Annotated in this window: 15 protein-coding genes; 10 read left to right on the top strand and 5 right to left on the bottom strand. The window is 72.8% G+C overall.

What is annotated here, in order from left to right; translation table 11 throughout:
- Positions 1-172 precede the first annotated feature (172 nt).
- The 4 genes from ACFWJW_RS13775 (at position 173) to ACFWJW_RS13760 (ending at position 5704) form a co-directional block, all read left to right on the top strand.
- The gene (locus tag ACFWJW_RS13775; protein WP_387239439.1) at positions 173-3157 is read left to right on the top strand and encodes a GNAT family N-acetyltransferase; all 2985 of its coding nucleotides are present in this window, start codon (positions 173-175) and stop codon (positions 3155-3157) included.
- A 38-nt stretch (positions 3158-3195) separates the two neighbouring features.
- Positions 3196-3786, top strand: a complete 591-nt coding sequence (locus ACFWJW_RS13770; RefSeq protein WP_006602644.1) for a DUF5998 family protein — start codon at positions 3196-3198, stop codon at positions 3784-3786.
- Positions 3786-4976 (top strand): alkaline phosphatase family protein, encoded by a 1191-nt coding sequence (locus ACFWJW_RS13765; RefSeq protein WP_190146529.1) that lies wholly within the window; start codon positions 3786-3788, stop codon positions 4974-4976. Before ACFWJW_RS13770 ends, ACFWJW_RS13765 begins: the two co-directional genes overlap by 1 nt.
- Before the next feature lie 62 nt (positions 4977-5038).
- Positions 5039-5704, top strand: a complete 666-nt coding sequence (locus ACFWJW_RS13760) for a thymidine kinase (protein ID WP_387239435.1) — start codon at positions 5039-5041, stop codon at positions 5702-5704.
- Between the two features lie 50 nt (positions 5705-5754).
- Here the strand turns inward: ACFWJW_RS13760 and ACFWJW_RS13755 are convergent, their stop codons facing one another.
- Entirely contained in the window at positions 5755-6540 is a 786-nt protein-coding gene (locus ACFWJW_RS13755) for a VOC family protein (RefSeq protein WP_387239432.1), read from the bottom strand.
- 249 nt (positions 6541-6789) lie between these two features.
- Between ACFWJW_RS13755 and ACFWJW_RS13750 the strand changes: the two genes are divergently transcribed.
- Complete coding sequence (locus tag ACFWJW_RS13750; protein WP_387239428.1) at positions 6790-7629, top strand: sulfurtransferase; 840 nt, start codon at positions 6790-6792, stop codon at positions 7627-7629.
- Between the two features lie 91 nt (positions 7630-7720).
- On the opposite strand, the gene sepH is transcribed toward ACFWJW_RS13750, so the two are convergent.
- A complete protein-coding gene (gene sepH / locus ACFWJW_RS13745; protein WP_387239425.1) occupies positions 7721-8785 on the bottom strand; it encodes a septation protein SepH in 1065 nt (354 codons plus the stop codon).
- 495 nt (positions 8786-9280) lie between these two features.
- On the opposite strand from sepH, the gene ACFWJW_RS13740 reads away from it, so the two are divergent.
- Positions 9281-10483, top strand: coding sequence for a hypothetical protein (locus ACFWJW_RS13740; RefSeq protein WP_387239422.1), 1203 nt, complete (start codon positions 9281-9283; stop codon positions 10481-10483).
- A 135-nt stretch (positions 10484-10618) separates the two neighbouring features.
- Here ACFWJW_RS13740 and ACFWJW_RS13735 read toward each other — a convergent pair whose 3' ends face one another.
- Positions 10619-11962, bottom strand: a complete 1344-nt coding sequence (locus tag ACFWJW_RS13735) for a D-arabinono-1,4-lactone oxidase (protein ID WP_387239419.1) — start codon at positions 11960-11962, stop codon at positions 10619-10621.
- Positions 11963-12346: 384 nt separating this feature from the next.
- A complete protein-coding gene (locus ACFWJW_RS13730) occupies positions 12347-13621 on the bottom strand; it encodes an MFS transporter (protein WP_387239416.1) in 1275 nt (424 codons plus the stop codon).
- A 175-nt stretch (positions 13622-13796) separates the two neighbouring features.
- Here ACFWJW_RS13730 and ACFWJW_RS13725 point away from each other — a divergent pair, with 175 nt between their 5' ends.
- Both ACFWJW_RS13725 and ACFWJW_RS13720 read left to right on the top strand, forming a co-directional pair.
- Entirely contained in the window at positions 13797-14951 is a 1155-nt protein-coding gene (locus ACFWJW_RS13725; protein WP_387239413.1) for a ferrochelatase, read from the top strand.
- A 45-nt stretch (positions 14952-14996) separates the two neighbouring features.
- Positions 14997-15842: an inositol monophosphatase family protein gene (locus ACFWJW_RS13720; protein WP_387239409.1), complete on the top strand. Its 846-nt coding sequence runs from the start codon at positions 14997-14999 to the stop codon at positions 15840-15842.
- 81 nt (positions 15843-15923) lie between these two features.
- Here the strand turns inward: ACFWJW_RS13720 and ACFWJW_RS13715 are convergent, their stop codons facing one another.
- Positions 15924-16097, bottom strand: a complete 174-nt coding sequence (locus tag ACFWJW_RS13715) for a hypothetical protein (protein WP_387239407.1) — start codon at positions 16095-16097, stop codon at positions 15924-15926.
- Positions 16098-16420: 323 nt separating this feature from the next.
- Between ACFWJW_RS13715 and ACFWJW_RS13710 the strand changes: the two genes are divergently transcribed.
- Positions 16421-17074, top strand: coding sequence for a response regulator transcription factor (locus ACFWJW_RS13710; protein ID WP_006602630.1), 654 nt, complete (start codon positions 16421-16423; stop codon positions 17072-17074).
- Positions 17075-17080: 6 nt separating this feature from the next.
- Positions 17081-17749 (top strand): HAMP domain-containing protein (locus tag ACFWJW_RS13705; RefSeq protein WP_367802539.1); only part of this gene is annotated, 669 nt, incomplete at its 3' end.

Genomic DNA, 17749 nt, shown 5'->3' with positions numbered 1-17749 from the left:
CAGTCTCTCATGTTGCCGGGCGTGGTCCACCAGCCCTGCGTTCCGGTCCGCGCGGCCGTGGTGCCCGGGGAAGGCCCGGCCGGCCGTACGTCCGACGGGGTCCCGGCCTGCCCCGCACCCCGAGCGTACGCGCGCCGGGTCGGTTGTCGGTGGCCGGTCGTACGCTGTCCGCATGCAGACGCCGCCGGAGCACGCGTACCCGACCCACTGGGAAGCCGACGTGGTGCTGCGTGACGGCGGCACGGCGCGGATCCGCCCCATCACCCCCGACGACGCCGAGCGGTTGGTCTCCTTCTACGAGCAGGTCTCGGACGAGTCGAAGTACTACCGCTTCTTCGCGCCCTACCCTCGCCTGTCCGACCGCGATGTGCACCGTTTCACCCACCACGACTACATCGACCGGGTCGGGCTCGCCGCCACGGTCGGCGGCGAGTTCATCGCCACCGTCCGCTACGACCGGATCAACGACCAGGGCCTGCCCGCCAAGGACCCCGAGGACGACCAGGCCGAGGTCGCCTTCCTCGTCCAGGACGCCCACCAGGGCCGCGGCGTCGCCTCCGCCCTCCTGGAGCACATCGCGGCCGTCGCCCGCGAACGCGGCATCCGCCGGTTCGCCGCCGAGGTGCTCCCCGCGAACTCCAAGATGATCAAGGTGTTCACGGACGCCGGCTACACCCACAAGCGCACCTTCGAGGACGGCGTGGTCCGTCTCGAGTTCGACCTGGAGCCGACCGAGCAGTCCATGGCCGTGATGCGCGGCCGTGAGCAGCGCGCCGAGGCCCGCTCCGTGCAACGGCTGCTCGCGCCGGGCTCGGTCGCCGTGATCGGCACCGGCCGGACGCCTGGCGGCGTCGGCCGCACCGCCCTGCGCAGCCTCCTGGACTCCGGCTTCACGGGCCGGGTGCACGCCGTCAACCACGCCTTCCCCGAGGATCTGCGGCGGCTCGACCCCGAAGGCGTGCCGGCCGTCCGCGCTCTGCGGGAGATCACCGACCCGGTCGACCTCGCCGTCATCGCCGTCCCCGCCGACAGCGTCCCCGAGGTGATCCGTGACTGCGGCGAGCACGGCGTCCAGGGGGTGCTGGTCCTGTCCTCCGGTTACGCGGAGGCGGGCCCGGACGGCCGGGAGCGGCAGCGCGCCCTGCTCCGGCAGGCCCGGTCGTACGGCATGCGGCTGATCGGGCCCAACGCCTTCGGCCTGATCAACACCGCCCCCGACATCCGGCTGAACGCCTCGCTCGCCCCGCGGATGCCCGGCGCGGGCCACATCGGCCTGTTCACCCAGTCCGGCGCCATCGGCATCGCCCTGCTCAGCGGACTCCATGCGCGCGGCCCCGGTGACGGCGGGATCGCCGGTGTCTCCGCCTTCGTCTCGGCCGGCAACCGCGCCGACGTCTCCGGCAACGACCTGCTCCAGTATTGGTACGAGGACCCGGACACCGACGTCGTGATCCTCTATCTGGAGTCCATCGGCAACCCCCGCAAATTCGCCCGCCTCGCCCGCCGCACCGCCGCCGTCAAACCGGTGGTGGTCGCCAAGGGTGCCCGCCACAACGGCACCGCCCCGCCCGGCCATGCGGTGCCCACCGTCCGGGTCCCCGACAGCACCGTCGCCGCCCTGATGCGCCAGGCCGGCGTGATCCGCGTCGACACGGTCACCGAGCTGATCGACGCCGGGCTGCTGCTGGCCTCCCAGCCGCTGCCGGCCGGCCCCCGGATCGCCATCCTCGGCAACTCCGAGTCGCTGGCGCTGCTGGCGTACGACGCCTGCCTGACCGAGGGGCTGCGCCCGCAGCGCCCCCGCGTCCTGGCCTCCGCCGCGTCACCGGACGACTTCCGGGCCGCGCTCGCCGAGGCGCTGTCCGCCGACGGCTGCGATGCCGTGGTCGTCACGGCCATTCCCTGGGTGGGGGAGGGGGCCGCCGTCTCCCCGGGCGGCAGTGAGGGCGCCGCGCTCGCCGACGCCCTGCGCACCGCCGCGACCGCCCACCCGCAGAAGCCGGTCACGGTCGTCCACCTCGCGATGGACGACCTGGCGGAGACGCTCGCGGCACCGGCCCAACCGGCCGGGACCACGGCTCCCGTCGGGGACGACCCCGAGCCGGCGGCCCGCCCCGCGGACCCGGCCCCGGCGCCCCCGTCCGTCCCGCCCGCCCCCTCCCGCGCCGCACGCCCCCCGGCCCCCACGGGCCCGCCTCCCACCCTCACCGCACGCCAGACGCCCCCGGCCCGCGACGCCGAGGCCGACCCCCCGCGCCGCCCCCGTCGGGAGCCCCTCCGGATCCCCGCCTACCCGGCCGCCGAGCGCGCCGTCCGCTCGCTCGCCGAGGCCGTCCGCTACGCCGCCTGGCGCCGCGAGGCCGCCGACCCGGGGCGGGTACCGGAGTACGACGACATCCAGGAGGCCCAGGCCGGCGCCGACATCGACCGCCTCCTGGACCGGCTCACCCCCGACGTCCCCAGTGGCCGGTCGGTCCCCGTGCCGCCCCAGGACGCCGAAGCCCTGCTCGCCCGTTATGGCATCCACACCCTTCCCGTCCTCCCGGCCCCCGACCCCGACACCGCCGTCCGCGCCGCCGCCCGCCTCGGCTATCCGGTGGCCCTGAAGACGACCGCACCCCATCTGCGCCACCGCCCCGATCTCGGCGGCGTACGCCTGGACATCGCCGGCGAGGCCGAACTCCGCCGGACCTATGCCGAATTGACCGACTTCCTCGGCTCCCCGGAGGAGCTGCGCCCGGTCGTCCAGTCCATGGTGCCGCGCGGCGTGGACACGGTCGTCCGTGCCGCCATCGACCCGGCCGCCGGCGCCGTCCTCTCCTTCGGCCTCGCCGGGGCGCCCTCCCAGCTGCTCGGCGACATCGCCCACCGCCTCATCCCCGCCACCGACCGCGAGGTCGCCGAGCAGATCCGCTCGATCCGCGCCGCCCCGCTGCTGTTCGGCTGGCGCGGCTCCCAGCCCGTGGACACCGCCGCCCTGGCGGAGCTGCTGCTGCGCGTCTCCCGGCTCGTCGACGACCACCCCGAGGTCGTCGGCGTGGACCTCGAACCGGTCGTCGTCGCAGCCCACGGCCTTTCCGTCCTCGGCGCGACCGTCCGGCTGGCCAGGCCCCCCGCCACCACCGACCTCGGCCCCCGCCGGCTGCCCGTCTACTGAGGCTCTCGCGGCCCGGTACGCCCCGTAAGATGGACTCCATGGCTAAGACCGGTACGACGACCCAGGGGCTGCGCGCGGCGATCGAGCGCAGTGGCTATTACCCGACGCTCGTGGCCGAGGCGGTGCAGGCCGCGGTCGGCGGTGAGCCGGTGGTGTCGTACCTCGTCCATCAGGAGACGACCTTCGACGCCAACGAGGTCCGCCGCCATGTCACGGTCCTGGTCCTGACCGGCACCCGCTTCATCGTCAGCCACACCGACGAGCAGGCCGCCGACGCCACCTCCCCGTCGCCGTACGCCACCACCTCCACCGAGTCCGTCAAGCTGGGCCGGATCTCCTCCGTGGTGCTCAGCCGGGTGGTCGCCAACCCCGAGTCGTACACCCCGGGCCAGCTGCCCCGCGAGGTCGTGCTGACCATCGGCTGGGGCGCGGTCGCCCGCCTGGACCTGGAGCCGGCCGCCTGCGGCGACCCCAACTGCGAGGCGGACCACGGCTACACGGGCTCCTCCACCGCCGACGACCTCTCGCTGCGGGTCAGCGAGGCCGGGGACGGGCCGGACTCGGTGCGCGAGACGCTCACCTTCGCCCAGGCGCTCTCCGAGGCCACCGCGGCCACCACCACCCGCTGATGGTCCACACCGCCCCCGCCTGGCCGGAACCCGAACCGCTCGACCCGCTCAGCGCCCCGGTACCCCAATACGGCACCGCCTCCCTCGCCGATCTGCTGCCCACCATCGCCACCGGCCTGGGCATACCCGGCACCGCCGGCGCGATGGAGCTGGCCCCCGCCGACCGGGCCTGTGTCTTCCTGATCGACGGCCTCGGCTGGGAACTGCTGCGTGCGCACCCGGAGGAGGCACCGTTCCTCACCTCGCTGCTGGGCACGTCGTTCAACGGCAGCGGCCGTCCGCTCACCGCGGGCTTCCCGTCCACCACCGCCACCTCCCTCGCCTCGGTCGGCACCGGCCTGCCGCCGGGCGCCCACGGCCTGCCCGGCTACACCTGCGAGGACCCGGCGACCGGCGCCCTGATGAACCAGCTGCGCTGGTACCCGTGGACCGACCCCTACGTCTGGCAGCCGTATCCGACGGTCTTCCAGCTCGCGGACGCCGCCGGCATCCACACCTGCCAGGTCTCCGCGCCGAACTTCCAGCACACCCCGCTCACCAAGGTCGCGCTCAGCGGCGGCACCTTCCACGGCCGGCTCTCCGGCGAGGAGCGGATGGACCTCGCCGCCGAGCAGCTCGCCGCCGGTGACCGTTCGCTGGTCTACACGTACTACTCCGAGGTCGACGGCAAGGGACACCGCTACGGCGTCAACTCCGACGCCTGGCGCGGCCAGTTGATGTACGTCGACCGGCTCGCCCAGCGGCTGGCCGAGCAGCTGCCGCCGCGCAGCGCCCTCTACATCACCGCCGACCACGGCATGATCGACATCCCCTTCGACCCCGATTCCCGGATCGACTTCGACGAGGACTGGGAACTGCGCGCCGGCGTACGCCTGTTGGGCGGCGAGGGCCGGGCCCGGCATGTGTACGCCCACCCCGGCGCGGCCGCCGATGTGCTCGCCGTATGGCGCGAGGTGGTCGGTGAGCAGATGTGGGTGGCCAGTCGCGAAGAGGCCATCGCCGCGGGGTGGTTCGGACCGCAGGTCGACGACCGGGTGCGTGCCCGGATCGGCGACGTCGTCGCGGCCGCCCATGCCGACATGGTGATCATCGCGACGGAACGAGAGCCCCGGGAGTCGGAGATGGTCGGGATGCACGGCTCCATGACCCCGGTGGAGCAGCTGGTGCCGCTCCTGGAAGTCCGCACCTGACCCGTACGGCCGCCCGCCCGTCGCCCCGCCCCCTCACGAGCCCGAAAGGCCCGCAACTTCCCATGCCCGAGCTGGTGTTCTTCTCCGGAACGATGGACTGCGGCAAGTCGACACTGGCTCTACAGATCGAGCACAACCGCTCGTCCCGTGGCTTGCAGGGAATGATCTACACCCGCAACGACCGGGCCGGCCACGGCAAGCTCTCCTCCCGCCTCGGGCTGGTCACCGAGGCCGTGGAGGCGGCGGACGACATGGACTTCTACGCGCATGTCGTCGGCCATCTCTCCTCCGGCGGCCGGGTCGACTACGTCATCGCCGACGAGGCCCAGTTCCTCGCCCCCGAACAGATCGACCAGCTCGCCCGGGTCGTCGACGACCTCGCACTGGACGTGTTCGCCTTCGGTATCAGCACCGACTTCCGCAGCAAGCTCTTCCCCGGATCGCAGCGTCTGGTCGAACTGGCCGACCGGGTCGAGGTGCTTCAGGTCGAGGCGCTGTGCTGGTGCGGCGCCCGCGCCACGCACAACGCCCGCACGGTCGGCAGCCGGATGGTCGTCGAGGGCGCCCAGGTCGTGGTCGGCGACGTCGTCGGGGACGCCGGCGGTCCACCGGCCGAGGTCGGCTACGAGGTGCTGTGCCGGCGGCACCACCGCCGCCGCCAGACCTCGGCGTCCGCCCGAGCGGTCGCGCTCTCCCCGGACGTCCTGCCGGTCGACCACGCGAAGTAGCGGCTGCCGACGGACGGGAGCCGGCCTCCGGCGGATGCGGTGACCGGCCGTCAGCGCCGCTGGATGAGTGTGAAGACGGCGCCCTCACTGTCGGAGACGGTCGCCAGCCTGCCGTGCGCGGAGTCGTGGGGGCCGTCCAGCACATGCCCGCCCAGCTCGGTCACCCGGCGCACCGCCGCGTCCGTATCGGAGACGGCGAAGTACGTCATCCAGTGGGAGCCCCGGTCACGTGGCAGGGCGCTGCCCACCCCGTGGATGCCCGCGACCGGATGGTCCTTGAGATGCAGCGTCAGATAGTCGAAGTCGGCGGAGTCGTCCGGGGACAGCGGCTCCGCCTCGAAACCGAAGACATGCTCGTAGAACGGCCCGACGGCGGCGGTGTCCTGGGTGACCAGCTCGTTCCACACCGCGGTGCCCGGCTCACCGGTGAACGCGGTGCCCATCATCGACCTGCCCTGCCAGACCCCGAAGATCGCCCCCTGCGGGTCGGAAGCGATGGCCATCCGCCCGGTGTCGTCCTCGGCGTCCAGCGGTCCGACGCCCACCGTCCCACCGCAGGAACGGATCTGTTCGGCGGTCACATCCGCGTCGTCGCTGGCCAGATACGTGGTCCAGGAGACCGGGAGGTGGCGGTCGGGCGCCAGTTCGCCGACCCCGGCGACTTCCCGGCCGTCGAGGAAGGCCCGGGAGTACGGCCCGAAGTGCTGCGGCCCCGGGCGGAACTCCCAGCCGAACAGCGCCCCGTAGAACTCCTGCGTCACGGGCAGGCTGTGGGCCAGCAGGCTCACCCAGCAGGGCGCGCCGGGCATCCGCCGGGTCGCTGCCTCGGTCGTCATGGTCACTCTCTCCTCGGAGCATCGGGTGCTGACCCTGTGCGGTACGGGCGCGGGTCCCGTGCAGATGCTCGCACCCGGTGACCTCGTGTGCGCCCCGGCCGCGCCGTCCATGACACGTTCGCGAGGGAGAATGCCCGTTTTAGGGTTCCCCAGCCGTTTCAGCGGAGTTACGGCAGGGTGTAACTGCGCCATACGGAGGGTGGGCACCCACCTTCTGTACGTAGTCGTCGCTACGCAAGGATGAGTCCTATGAATGCCATCATCACCGCTACCGAACTCGCGAGCGAGTTGGCGCGGCCCACCCCTCCGGTGCTTCTGGACGTCCGCTATCAGCTCGGCGGGCCGCCCGGCCGCCCCGAGTACGCGGCCGGCCATGTACCCGGCGCGGTCTATGTCGACCTCGACAGTGAACTGGCCTCACCCCCCGGCCCGGCCGGCCGTCACCCGCTGCCCGACCTCGATGTCTTCGCCGAGGCCATGCGGGCCGCCGGGGTCCGCGCGGACCGCCCCGTGGTCGTCTACGACGGCGGCCAGGGCTGGGCGGCCGCCCGCGCCTGGTGGCTGCTGCGCTGGACCGGTCACCCCGAGGTGCGGGTGCTGGACGGCGGTCTCGCCGCCTGGCAGGCGTCCGGCGGCGCGCTGAGCACCGAGCAACCGGCCCCGCCGACCGGTGACTTCACGCCACTGCCGGGCGCGCTGCCGCTGCTCATGGCGGACGACGCGGCCGCCGTCGCCCGTCGCGGCATCCTGCTGGACGCCCGGGCCGCCGAGCGCTACCGCGGCGAGGTCGAGCCCATCGACCGGGTCGCCGGCCACATCCCGGGCGCGGTGTCCGCGCCGACCACCGAGAACGTCGTCGAGGGGGACACCGTCTTCCGTGACGCCGCGGACCTGGCCAAGCGGTTCGCGTCGCTGGGTGCCACCGCGGACGTCGAGGTCGGCGTCTACTGCGGTTCCGGGGTCTCCGCGGCGCATCAGGTGCTGGCCCTCGCGGTCGCGGGCATCCCCGCCGCGCTGTACGTCGGCTCCTGGAGCGAGTGGTCGGCCGACCCGTCCCGTCCGGTCGCCACCGGCCCGCAGCCCGGCTGAGCACCCGCGGGCCCCGTAGCACGCCCGTCCGCCCGCCCCGGCAAACCGGGACGGGCGGACGAGTTGACGCGCTTGGGGGCCGGCGGCCCCGTTACTCCGGCTTCTTGCGCCGGGTGCCGAAGACGATCTCGTCCCAACTGGGCACCGCGGCCCGGCGCCCGGGGCGTACGCCGTCCGCCTCGGCCTGCCGGTCCGTCGTCCCGGTCAGCCGGTCACGATGCCCGGCCACCGCGCGCGGCATCAGCACATCGGCGTACGCGGAACCCGCGCCCGCACTCGCCGCCGGGGCGGGCGGCTCCTCGACCTCGGCCTCGGACTCCTCGTCGCTCTGCGGCGACTTCACGCTCTCCGGTACGACCATGTCGCCACGGAAGCTCGGCACCGCCTCCAGCAGGCTGGTCAGCGAATCCCGCTCCCGCTCACCGGCGGCCTCCTCCACGACCCGCGGCTCGTCGTCCTCCCCGCCGGACTGCGCGGCGCGCTCGCCACGCTCGGACGACTGCCGGTCCAGGGCGCGGTCCAGCGGCCGGTCGCGCGGCAGCCGCGCGATCCGCGGTACGAACGGGAAGCTCGGCTCGGGCGTGTCGTCGCTCTCGCCGATCAGGGCCCGCGCCTCGTCGTCCACGGCCTGGACGAGCCGCCGCGGCGGGTCGTAGGTCCAGCTCGCCGAGTGCGGTTCGGTCGCGACGCGGTAGACCAGCAGCACCTCCCAGGTGCCGTCGTCCCGGCGCCAGGAGTCCCACTGGACGCTCTCCTTGTCGGCGCCGCGCAGCAGCAGCCGCTCCGCGACCGCCTCACCGAGCTGCGGGCCGGTGTTCTCGCCGGGGCGCCGTACCGGGGTCTTACGGGCCCGCTCGGCCATGAACGCGCGCTCGGCGAGCACCGGGCCCTCGAAGCGGCGCACCCGGTCGACGGGGATGCCGGCGAGCTGGGCGACCTCTTCCGCGGAGGCACCTGCTCTTATACGCGCCTGGATGTCCCGTGGGCGCAGATGGCTCTCGACCTCGATCTCGATCTGGCCGAGCCGCGCACGGTCGTTGCGGACGGCGGCACGCAGCCGTTCGTCGATCGGAAGCGTGTACTCGGTGCTGTCCGCAGCTTTGAGCACCAGCCGTGTGCCGTCGTTGGAGACGGCCACGACACGCAGTTCGGGCATGGGGACCTCCCGGGTGGTGCCTGCCGACGTCACGTGCGTCGCTGCTTCCGCTAGTCGAGTGTGGCCTGCCCGGGTGCAGCCTGCCACAACATTGCCGAGTTGCCCGGCGTGTCGGGGCTTGGCCCTGAAACGCCGTTATGACACGGTTACCTGTTCGCCACGCTCAGTGACCGTGTCCCTTGCCTGTCGCCGTGCACCCGTGCCGAGCGGCGGCGCCCCGGGCGAGTGCCGCCTTCAGGGCCCCTCCCGCGGGTTCCGGGCAGCCGGACGGGAACCGGGGCCAGGGCTCGCCACAGTACTCCATTTGGACCACTTAGGTGGACCGCCGCGCCGCCGAACTTCTGGGCGGGCAAGGGTGTTCGGTCGTCTTGTCGACCTCTCTACCTGGAGCTCAGGTGGCGAGTTTCACAGATTCCCCAAATTCGGAACCAATGGCTCCGCCGAATGGTCACTTCTCCATGCAAGATGGATCGAAGGGGCTATCAAAGGTAGGAGATGGACGAAGAAACCGAAACCGACACGAAGAAGAAGGAGAAGCGGATAGACCTGAGCGTCGCTCAGGTTGCCGGCAGCGCACTCGCTGCGGCCGTCGCCGCGTACCTCGCGGGCCGGCTCGGCGTCTACGGAACCATCATCGGCGCGGGTCTGGTCAGTGTCGTGGCCACGACCGGCGGCTCGATATTCCACCACCTGTTCCGGCGCACCGGCGAACAGCTCAAGGAGGCGACGGTCACGACCCGGCCGAAGCCACGCCGCTCCTCCGTCACCCGCAATCGATCCACCGCACCGCACGCTCGGCAGGCCGGTTCCACGATGGTGCTGCCGACCTTCGACAAGCAGGGCACGGAGGACCAGGTCACCTCCGTCGCCGCCAGGACACCCGGGCGCGACACGGCCCGCACCCAGCTGATCCCGCGGGCCGAGCAGGCCCGCCGCCGTGATCCGGCGAGTGCCCATCCGGAAGAACGGTCCGACGACGCGACGCGGATGCTGCGGCCCGCCGACAGCGGCGCGATCGGCGCTCAGCGCACGGCGGACGGCGCGGGCCCGGAGCGGCCCGCCGACCGGACGCAGCTGGTACCGCGCCTCGACGAGCGGACCATGGCGCCGGACCGGGCAGCCGCCCACCCGGCCGGCCGGCCGGCACGGCACCCGGCCGGACCGCCCCAGGAACTCAGCACCACGACGTACGGCACCCGGCTGCGCGGCTGGAAGCGGCCGGCGCTCGGTGCGCTCGCGGTCTTCGTGCTCGCCATGGGGGTGGTCACCGGCACCGAGCTGATCACCGGGCAGACGCCGAGCGGCGAGAAGGGCACCACGCTGAGCTACCTCACCCACAACGGGGGAGGCAGCCGGCCGCAGCCCGGCACGTCGAAGTCGCCCGACCCCGGCTCCCCGGAGAAGGGCCGGCACCACGGCAACAGTGGTGAGCCGAGCCCGGACCGGGGCACGTCGGAGGACGACGGCACCGGCAAGGGAACGGACGGCGACTCCCCGTCGCCGAACCCGAGCCCGTCCGACGGCGACAAGTCGTCGCCGGACCCCGGTACGCCCCCGTCCCCGAAGCCGTCGCCGAGCGAGTCCGCCGACGACGGTGGGTCCGGCAGCGGCGACGGCTCGACTGGAGGCGAGGACCAGGGAGGCCGGGACAACCAGCAGGAGTCCGGCCCCCAGGCTCCGGAGCCCGGCGCCTCCTGACTCCGGTGCTTCCCGACCCCGGTGCCTGCTGACCCACGGGGTCCGTCCCGACGGACGGACCGCCCGGTCGGGTGGACCCGCGACGGTCGTGCCCGGTGCCCCCTACGGGTGCCGCGGCACGACCGTCGTCGCCGGTCAGTCCCCCAGGACCCGCCGCAGATACGGATTGGCGAACCGGCGCTCCGGGTCCAGCCGGTCGCGGAGCGCGGTGAACTCACCGAACCGCGGATAGACGTCGGCGAGATACGCGGCGTCGCGGGTGTGCAGCTTCCCCCAGTGCGGGCGCCCGTCGTGCGCCGTCATGATCCGCTCGGCGGCCGCGAAGTAAGCCTGGTGCGGCGTTCCCCGGTACATGTGCACGGCGAGGTACACGGTGTCCCGGCCCGAAGCGGTGGACAGTGGAAGGTCGTCGGCCGGCGCGGTGCGCACCTCCACCGGGAAGCTGACCCTGAAGTCGGAGCGCTCCACCAGGGCCTTCAGCTCACTCAGCGCCGCGACCGCGGCCGCGCGGGGCAGCGCGTACTCCATCTCCACGAACCGCACCCGCCGCGGCGAGGTGAACACCTTGTAGGGGATGTCGGTGTACGTACGGGCCGACAGCGCGCGGCTGGAGATCTTGGCGATGCCCGGTATGGCGGCCGGCACCGCCCGTCCCACGGTGCAGGCGAGCTGGAAGACCCCGTTGGACAGCAGCTCGTCCTCGACCCAGCCACTGACCTTCCCGGGGGGCGCCGCCGGGCCCTGGCTACGGTTGTTGCGCTTGGTGTTGCAGCTGCCGGTGTGCGGGAACCAGTAGAACTCGAAGTGCTCGTTCTCGGCGACGAGCTCGTCGAACCGGTCGGCCACTTCGGCGAAGGGCATCGGCTCCTCGCGGGCGGCCAGCAGGAACTCCGGTTCCACGGCGAAGGTGAGCTCGCTGATCACACCGAGCGCGCCCAGGCCCAGCCGTGCCGCGGTGAAGACCTCCGGGTTCTCGCCGGCGGAACAGGTCAGGACCGAGCCGTCGGCGGTGATCAGTTCGAGGGCGGTGATCTGGGCGGCGATCGACGCCGAGTCGCGGCCCGTCCCATGGGTGCCGGTCGCGGCCGCCCCGGAGACGGTCTGCTCCATGATGTCGCCCATGTTGGTCAGCGACAGCCCGTGCGCGGCCAGCGTCGCGTTGAGGTGCTTGAGCGGGGTTCCGGCCGCCACCGTCACGGTCCCGGCCTCGCGGTCGACCCTGCGGACCCCGGTCAGCCGCTCGGGGCGGATCAGCAGCCCGTCGGTGGCGGCCACCGGGGTGAAGGAGTGCCCGGTGCCGGCCGCCTTGACCGTCAGCCCGTCCGCGGCGGCGGTGCGGATCGCGGCCACCAGTTCCTCGGTGCTCGCCGGGGCCACGCTCCGAGTGGGGCGGGCGGTGACATTGCCCGCCCAGTTGCGCCAGGGTCCGGTGGTCGGCCCCCGCCCTCCCGAGCCGCCGACGGCGCTGCTGACTGCCATGGTGACGTCCCCTCCCTGCGCGCGGGCCGGCCGCGTGCGGCCGCCGTTGGTGTGAGCGCATGATGTCAGTCACCGACACGACATCCGGGTGGGGTGACGGGAATCACAGGGGCGGGAAACCGGCTGGAACCGACCGGCTCCCGGACATGTCGTACCGCCGGTAACAGGCAAGTGGGCGGCGCCCGTTCACGCCGTACGCCGGAACGGCCCGGTCCGGTCCGGGTGTCACCGTGACGGCCGGGTCGCCCCGGGCGCCGCCGTGACGGCCGGGTCCGGCCCGAGCTCCACGGAACCGCCCGGTCCGGCCCGAGCTCCGCCGGAACGGCACCGTCCGGCCCGAGCTCCGCCGTAACGTCCGGGCCGGCGAGCCCCGCCGGACCTCCGCTACGCGACGTGTTCCTCGTCCTGCCGCTCCGCGACCGGTCCGTCCTGGCCGGGCGGCCCGCCGGCCACGGCCGGGCCCGCCACCGGAGAGGTGGGCCGCGGACGGAGCCTGCGGTAGCCGGCGAACGCCACCAGCGCGGCGAGCAGACCGGCGGACACCGGCACCAGATAGCCCCGGGCGGCACCCGCGGCATCCACCACCCAGCCGGCCGCCGACGAACCCAGCGCGACGCCCACCGCCATGCCGGTGCTGGTCCAGGTCATGCCCTCGGTCAGCTTCGACCGCGGGACATGCTCCTGGATCAGCGCCATCGTGGTCACCATCGTCGGGGCGATGGACAGCCCCGCGACGAACAGCGCGACGGCCAACAGCGGCAGCGACCCCACCAGTTGCAGCGGCACCATGCTCACCGCCATCGCGCAGACCCCCACCACCCACCGCCGGGACGCATGCCCCTTGAGGTGCAGCAGCCCGAAGACGGCACCGGCCAGACAGGAGCCGAGTGCGTAGACCGCCAGCACCAGACTGGCCGCGGCCTTCTGCCCGACCTCCTCGGCGAACGCCACGGTCACCACGTCGATGGCTCCGAAGATCGCGCCGGTCGCCACAAACGTCACCACCAGCACCTGAAGCCCGGGGGAGCGCAGCGCCGATCCCTTGGTGTGCTGCTCCCGCGGATGCGGCACCGGCTCCGTCGCCCGCTGCGCCGTCAGCCAGAACACCCCGGCGCCCAGGAAGACGGCGGCCAGCAGCGGCCCGGCCTCCGGGAACCAGGCGGTGGACAGGCCGATGGACAGGATCGGCCCGAAGATGAAGCACGCCTCGTCGACCATCGACTCCCAGGAGTACGCGGTGTGCAGCTCGCGCGGGGAGCCCCGGTAGATCTCCGCCCAGCGCGCCCGGATCATCGAGCCGACGCTCGGCACACACCCCGCACAGCCCGCGAAGACGAACAGCAGCCAGTCCGCCCAGCGCTGCTGTGCGCTCAGCAGCAGACCGGCGACCGCGGTGAGCGACACCAGGGTGGCCGGGCGCAGCACCCGCCGCTGCCCGTACCGGTCCACCAGACGGGAGATCTGCGGGCCGAGGACCGCGGCGGACAGCGCGAGGGTCGCGGAGAGCGCGCCCGCCAGGCCGTAGCGGCCGGTGAGCTGGGAGACCATCGTGACGACGCCGATGCCCATCATCGCCAGGGGCATCCGGCCCAGCAGTCCGGCGGCGGAGAACGACTTGGTGCCGGGGCGGCCGAAGATGGCGCGGTAGGGACTGGGCAACGAGGATGCTCCGCCGGTGAGGACCGAAGATCGGTAAGGGATGTCTTTAGCCGATACAGCTTACGGGCGGTGAACCACCGGCCGCCTCCGGTTTTCGGCCGCCCCGGAGCCGCCGGCCCGGCCCGCGCCGGGGCCTGCCCGCCGCCCCCGTGGGAAGGGTGGCAGGATCGATGGCATGCCCGAACAGCGTGATCCCAGCCCCTATGACGCCCTGCTGCTGCTGTCGTTCGGCGGCCCCGAAGGCCCCGACGACGTGGTCCCGTTCCTGGAGAACGTCACCCGCGGCCGCGGCATCCCTCGTGAGCGTCTCAAGGAGGTCGGGCAGCACTACTTCCTGTTCGGTGGCGTCAGCCCGATCAACGCCCAGAACCGGGAACTGCTGGACGCGCTGCGCAGCGACTTCGCCGCACACGGCCTGGACCTGCCCGTCTACTGGGGCAACCGCAACTGGGCGCCCTACCTGACCGACACCCTGCGCACCATGGTGCGGGACGGTCACCGCCGGATCGCCGTCCTGGCGACCAGTGCCTACGCCTCGTACTCGGGCTGCCGGCAGTACCGCGAGAACCTCGCCGACGCGCTCGCCGTCCTGCGCGCAGAGGGCCTGCCGGTGCCGCAGGTCGACAAGCTGCGGCACTACTTCAACCACCCCGGCTTCCTCCGCCCCATGATCGACGGGGTGCTGGCGTCCCTCGCCGGACTGCCCGAGGACGTGCGGGACGGCGCCCACCTGGCCTTCACCACGCACTCCATCCCCACCGCCGCCGCCGACACCTCCGGCACGCCCGGCGACCACACCCGGGACGGCGAGGGCGGTGCCTATGTCGCCCAGCACCTGGACGTGGCGCGGATGATCGCGGACGCCGTCCGCGCGGAGACCGGGGTGGCGCACCCCTGGCGGCTCGTCTACCAGTCCCGCAGCGGCGCCCCGCACATCCCCTGGCTGGAGCCGGACATCTGCGACCACCTGGAGGAGCAGCACGCCGCGGGCGTCCCGGCCGTCGTCATGGCCCCCATCGGGTTCGTCTCCGACCACATGGAGGTCAAGTACGACCTCGACACCGAGGCCACCGCCAAGGCCGCCGAACTGGGACTGCCGGTCGCCCGGTCCGCCACCGTGGGCGCCGACCCCCGCTTCGCCGCGGCCGTCCGCGACCTCCTCCTGGAGCGCGCGGCCACCGAACGGGGCGACACCCCGGAGCGCTGCGCCCTGGGCGCCCTCGGCGCGAGCCACGACCTGTGCCCGGTCGGCTGCTGCCCCGCCCGCGCCACGCGCACGGCGGCGGCCGGCGCCGACTGGCGGGGCCCGGTCGCCGAGGCCCCCGCGTAAGCCCGTACGCCCGCCCGACCACCGCTCGTCCGAGCAAGGAGCATCGTGCCCGATCCGCAGCACCCCGACGCCCCGCAGACCGACCCGGCGCAGACCGCAGCGCTGTACGACGAACTGCTCGACATCGCCCTGGAGGCCGCCCGCCGCGCGGGGACGCTGCTGCGCGACGGCCGGCCCGCCGACCTGGGCGTGGCCGCCACCAAGTCCAGCCCCATCGACGTCGTCACCGAGATGGACATCGCCTCCGAGAAGCTGATCACCGGCTTCATCGGGGAGCGCCGCCCCGACGACGGCTTCCTGGGAGAGGAGGGCGCCAGCATCGACGGCACCAGCGGCATCCGCTGGGTCATCGACCCCGTCGACGGCACCGTCAACTACCTCTACGGCCTGCCGTCCTGGTCCGTGTCCATCGCGGCGGAGAAGGACGGCGAGGTGGTCGTCGGGGTCGTCGCCGCCCCGATGCGCGGCGAGACCTACCAGGCCGTCCTGGGTCGTGGCGCGTTCAACAACGGCGAGCGCATCCGGCACCGGCCCGCCCCGCCGCTCTCCCAGGCACTGCTCGGCACCGGCTTCTCCTACCTCGCCGAGCGCCGGGCCGCCCAGGCCGAGGTGCTGCGCACGATGCTGCCGCAGGTCCGTGACATCCGGCGTGGCGGCTCGGCCGCGATCGACCTGTGCGATGTGGCCTGCGGCCGGCTCGACGCCTACTACGAGCGCGGACTGAACCCCTGGGACTTCGCCGCCGGCGCGCTGATCGCCCGCGAGGCCGGTGCGCTCACCGGTGGCCGCCCCGGCCGGGAGGCCGCCCTGGAGCTGACCCTCGCGGCCTCCCCGGAGCTCTTCGCGCAGCTCCAGCCGCTGCTGGACGAGCTCGGCGCCTGGCACGACTGAGCGGACGCCCGTCCGGGCACGACAGCGCCCCGGCACCATCCCCTGGATGCCGGGGCGCTGTCGTCATGCGCGGCGGAGCGGTCAGGCGCTGACCGCTCCGATGCGCACACCGTGCTCGGTCGCCAGTCGCTGAAGATCCTCAAGCTCTGCCTGCTCGACCTCGGCGAGGAAGTCATCGCCCGCAGCGCGGGCCCGGTCCAGATCGGCTTCGGTGTTCTGTATGCGCTGCAAAATGCCTGCGGTGAAAGCGTCCATGTGCGCCCCCTCGTCGTGGGTCGGTGGGCACGGGGGTGTGCCGACGGGTGGGTCGATCACGGCGTGATCCCTGCGATGGAGCAGTCCATGGCAAGTAGCCGAAGAAACAGGGCGTGATCGCGGGTGTGCAGTCGTCCTCCCCACCCGCCACCTCAGGGAAACCTCAACCCGCCCAGGAATCCTGTCCGTCGGGCCCCCGGCCCCGCCCGCAGGCCGCCCCGCACCCCTCTTACTGCCGGTTTACGGCTCTTCGGGGCAGGATGGAAGAGCTTTCAGACAGTTGTTGTACCCGCCCGTAAGGGCCCTGAGGAAGGACTAGCGACGTGCGTGTTCTCGTCGTCGAGGACGAGCAGCTGCTCGCCGATGCGGTGGCCACCGGACTACGCCGGGAGGCCATGGCGGTCGACGTGGTCTACGACGGCGCTGCCGCTCTGGAACGGATCGCGGTGAACGACTACGACGTCGTCGTCCTCGACCGTGACCTCCCGGTCGTCCACGGCGATGACGTCTGCCGCAAGATCGTCGAGCTGGGGATGCCCACCCGCGTCCTGATGCTCACCGCCTCCGGCGACGTCAGCGACCGCGTCGAGGGCCTGGAGATCGGTGCGGACGACTACCTTCCCAAGCCGTTCGCCTTCACCGAGCTGACCGCGCGGGTGCGCGCCCTGGGGCGCCGTACGACCGTCGCGCTGCCGCCCGTCCTGGAACGGGCCGGGATCAAGCTCGACCCCAACCGGCGCGAGGTCTTCCGCGACGGCAAGGAGGTCCAGCTCGCACCGAAGGAGTTCGCGGTGCTGGAGGTCCTGATGCGCAGCGAGGGCACGGTCGTCTCGGCCGAGCAGCTCCTGGAGAAGGCATGGGACGAGAACACCGACCCGTTCACCAACGTCGTCCGGGTCACGGTCATGACCCTGCGGCGCAAGCTCGGCGAGCCCGCGGTGATCGTCACCGTCCCCGGCTCGGGATACCGGATCTGACCGGCGATGCCTTCCCTGCCCTCGTTCTCCAAGACGGCCGGCCCGCCGCCGGCCGCTCCGCCCAAGCCCACCTGGGACCCCCGGCCGGTCAACGTCCGGCCCTTCCCGTGGCTGCGGCCGACCATCCGGATACGGCTGACGCTGCTGTACGGCGGCATGTTCCTGATGGCCGGCATCGTGCTGCTGACGATCATCTACATGCTGGCCGCGGACGCGCTGCATGACGGCAGTGCGCTGCCGCTGAAGATCCTCGGCGGCAAGTTCGAGTCGACCAGCGACATCTGTGACCTGCCCACCCAGACGTCCGGGCAACTGCTCCAGGAGGCCGTCAACAGCTGTCTTCAGCATCAGCGGGCGGTGGCCCTCAACAGCCTCCTCAACCGCTCCCTGCTGGCCCTGCTCGGCCTGACGGTGGTGGCGTTCGCTTTTGGTTATGCGATGGCGGGGCGGGTGTTGTCGCCGTTGGGGCGGATCACGCGGACGGCGCAGCGGGTGGCGGGTTCGGATTTGCATCGTCGGATCGAGTTGGGTGGTCCGGATGATGAGTTGAAGGAGCTGGCGGACACGTTCGATCAGATGTTGGACCGGTTGGACCGGGCGTTTGAGTCGCAGCGGCGGTTCGTGGCGAATGCGTCGCATGAGTTGCGGACGCCGTTGGCGATCAATCGGACGTTG

It is taken from the genome of Streptomyces sp. NPDC127097, from assembly GCF_042724075.1.
In the GTDB taxonomy this organism is placed as follows: domain Bacteria; phylum Actinomycetota; class Actinomycetes; order Streptomycetales; family Streptomycetaceae; genus Streptomyces.
This window is presented reverse-complemented; position numbering and strand designations above follow the sequence as displayed.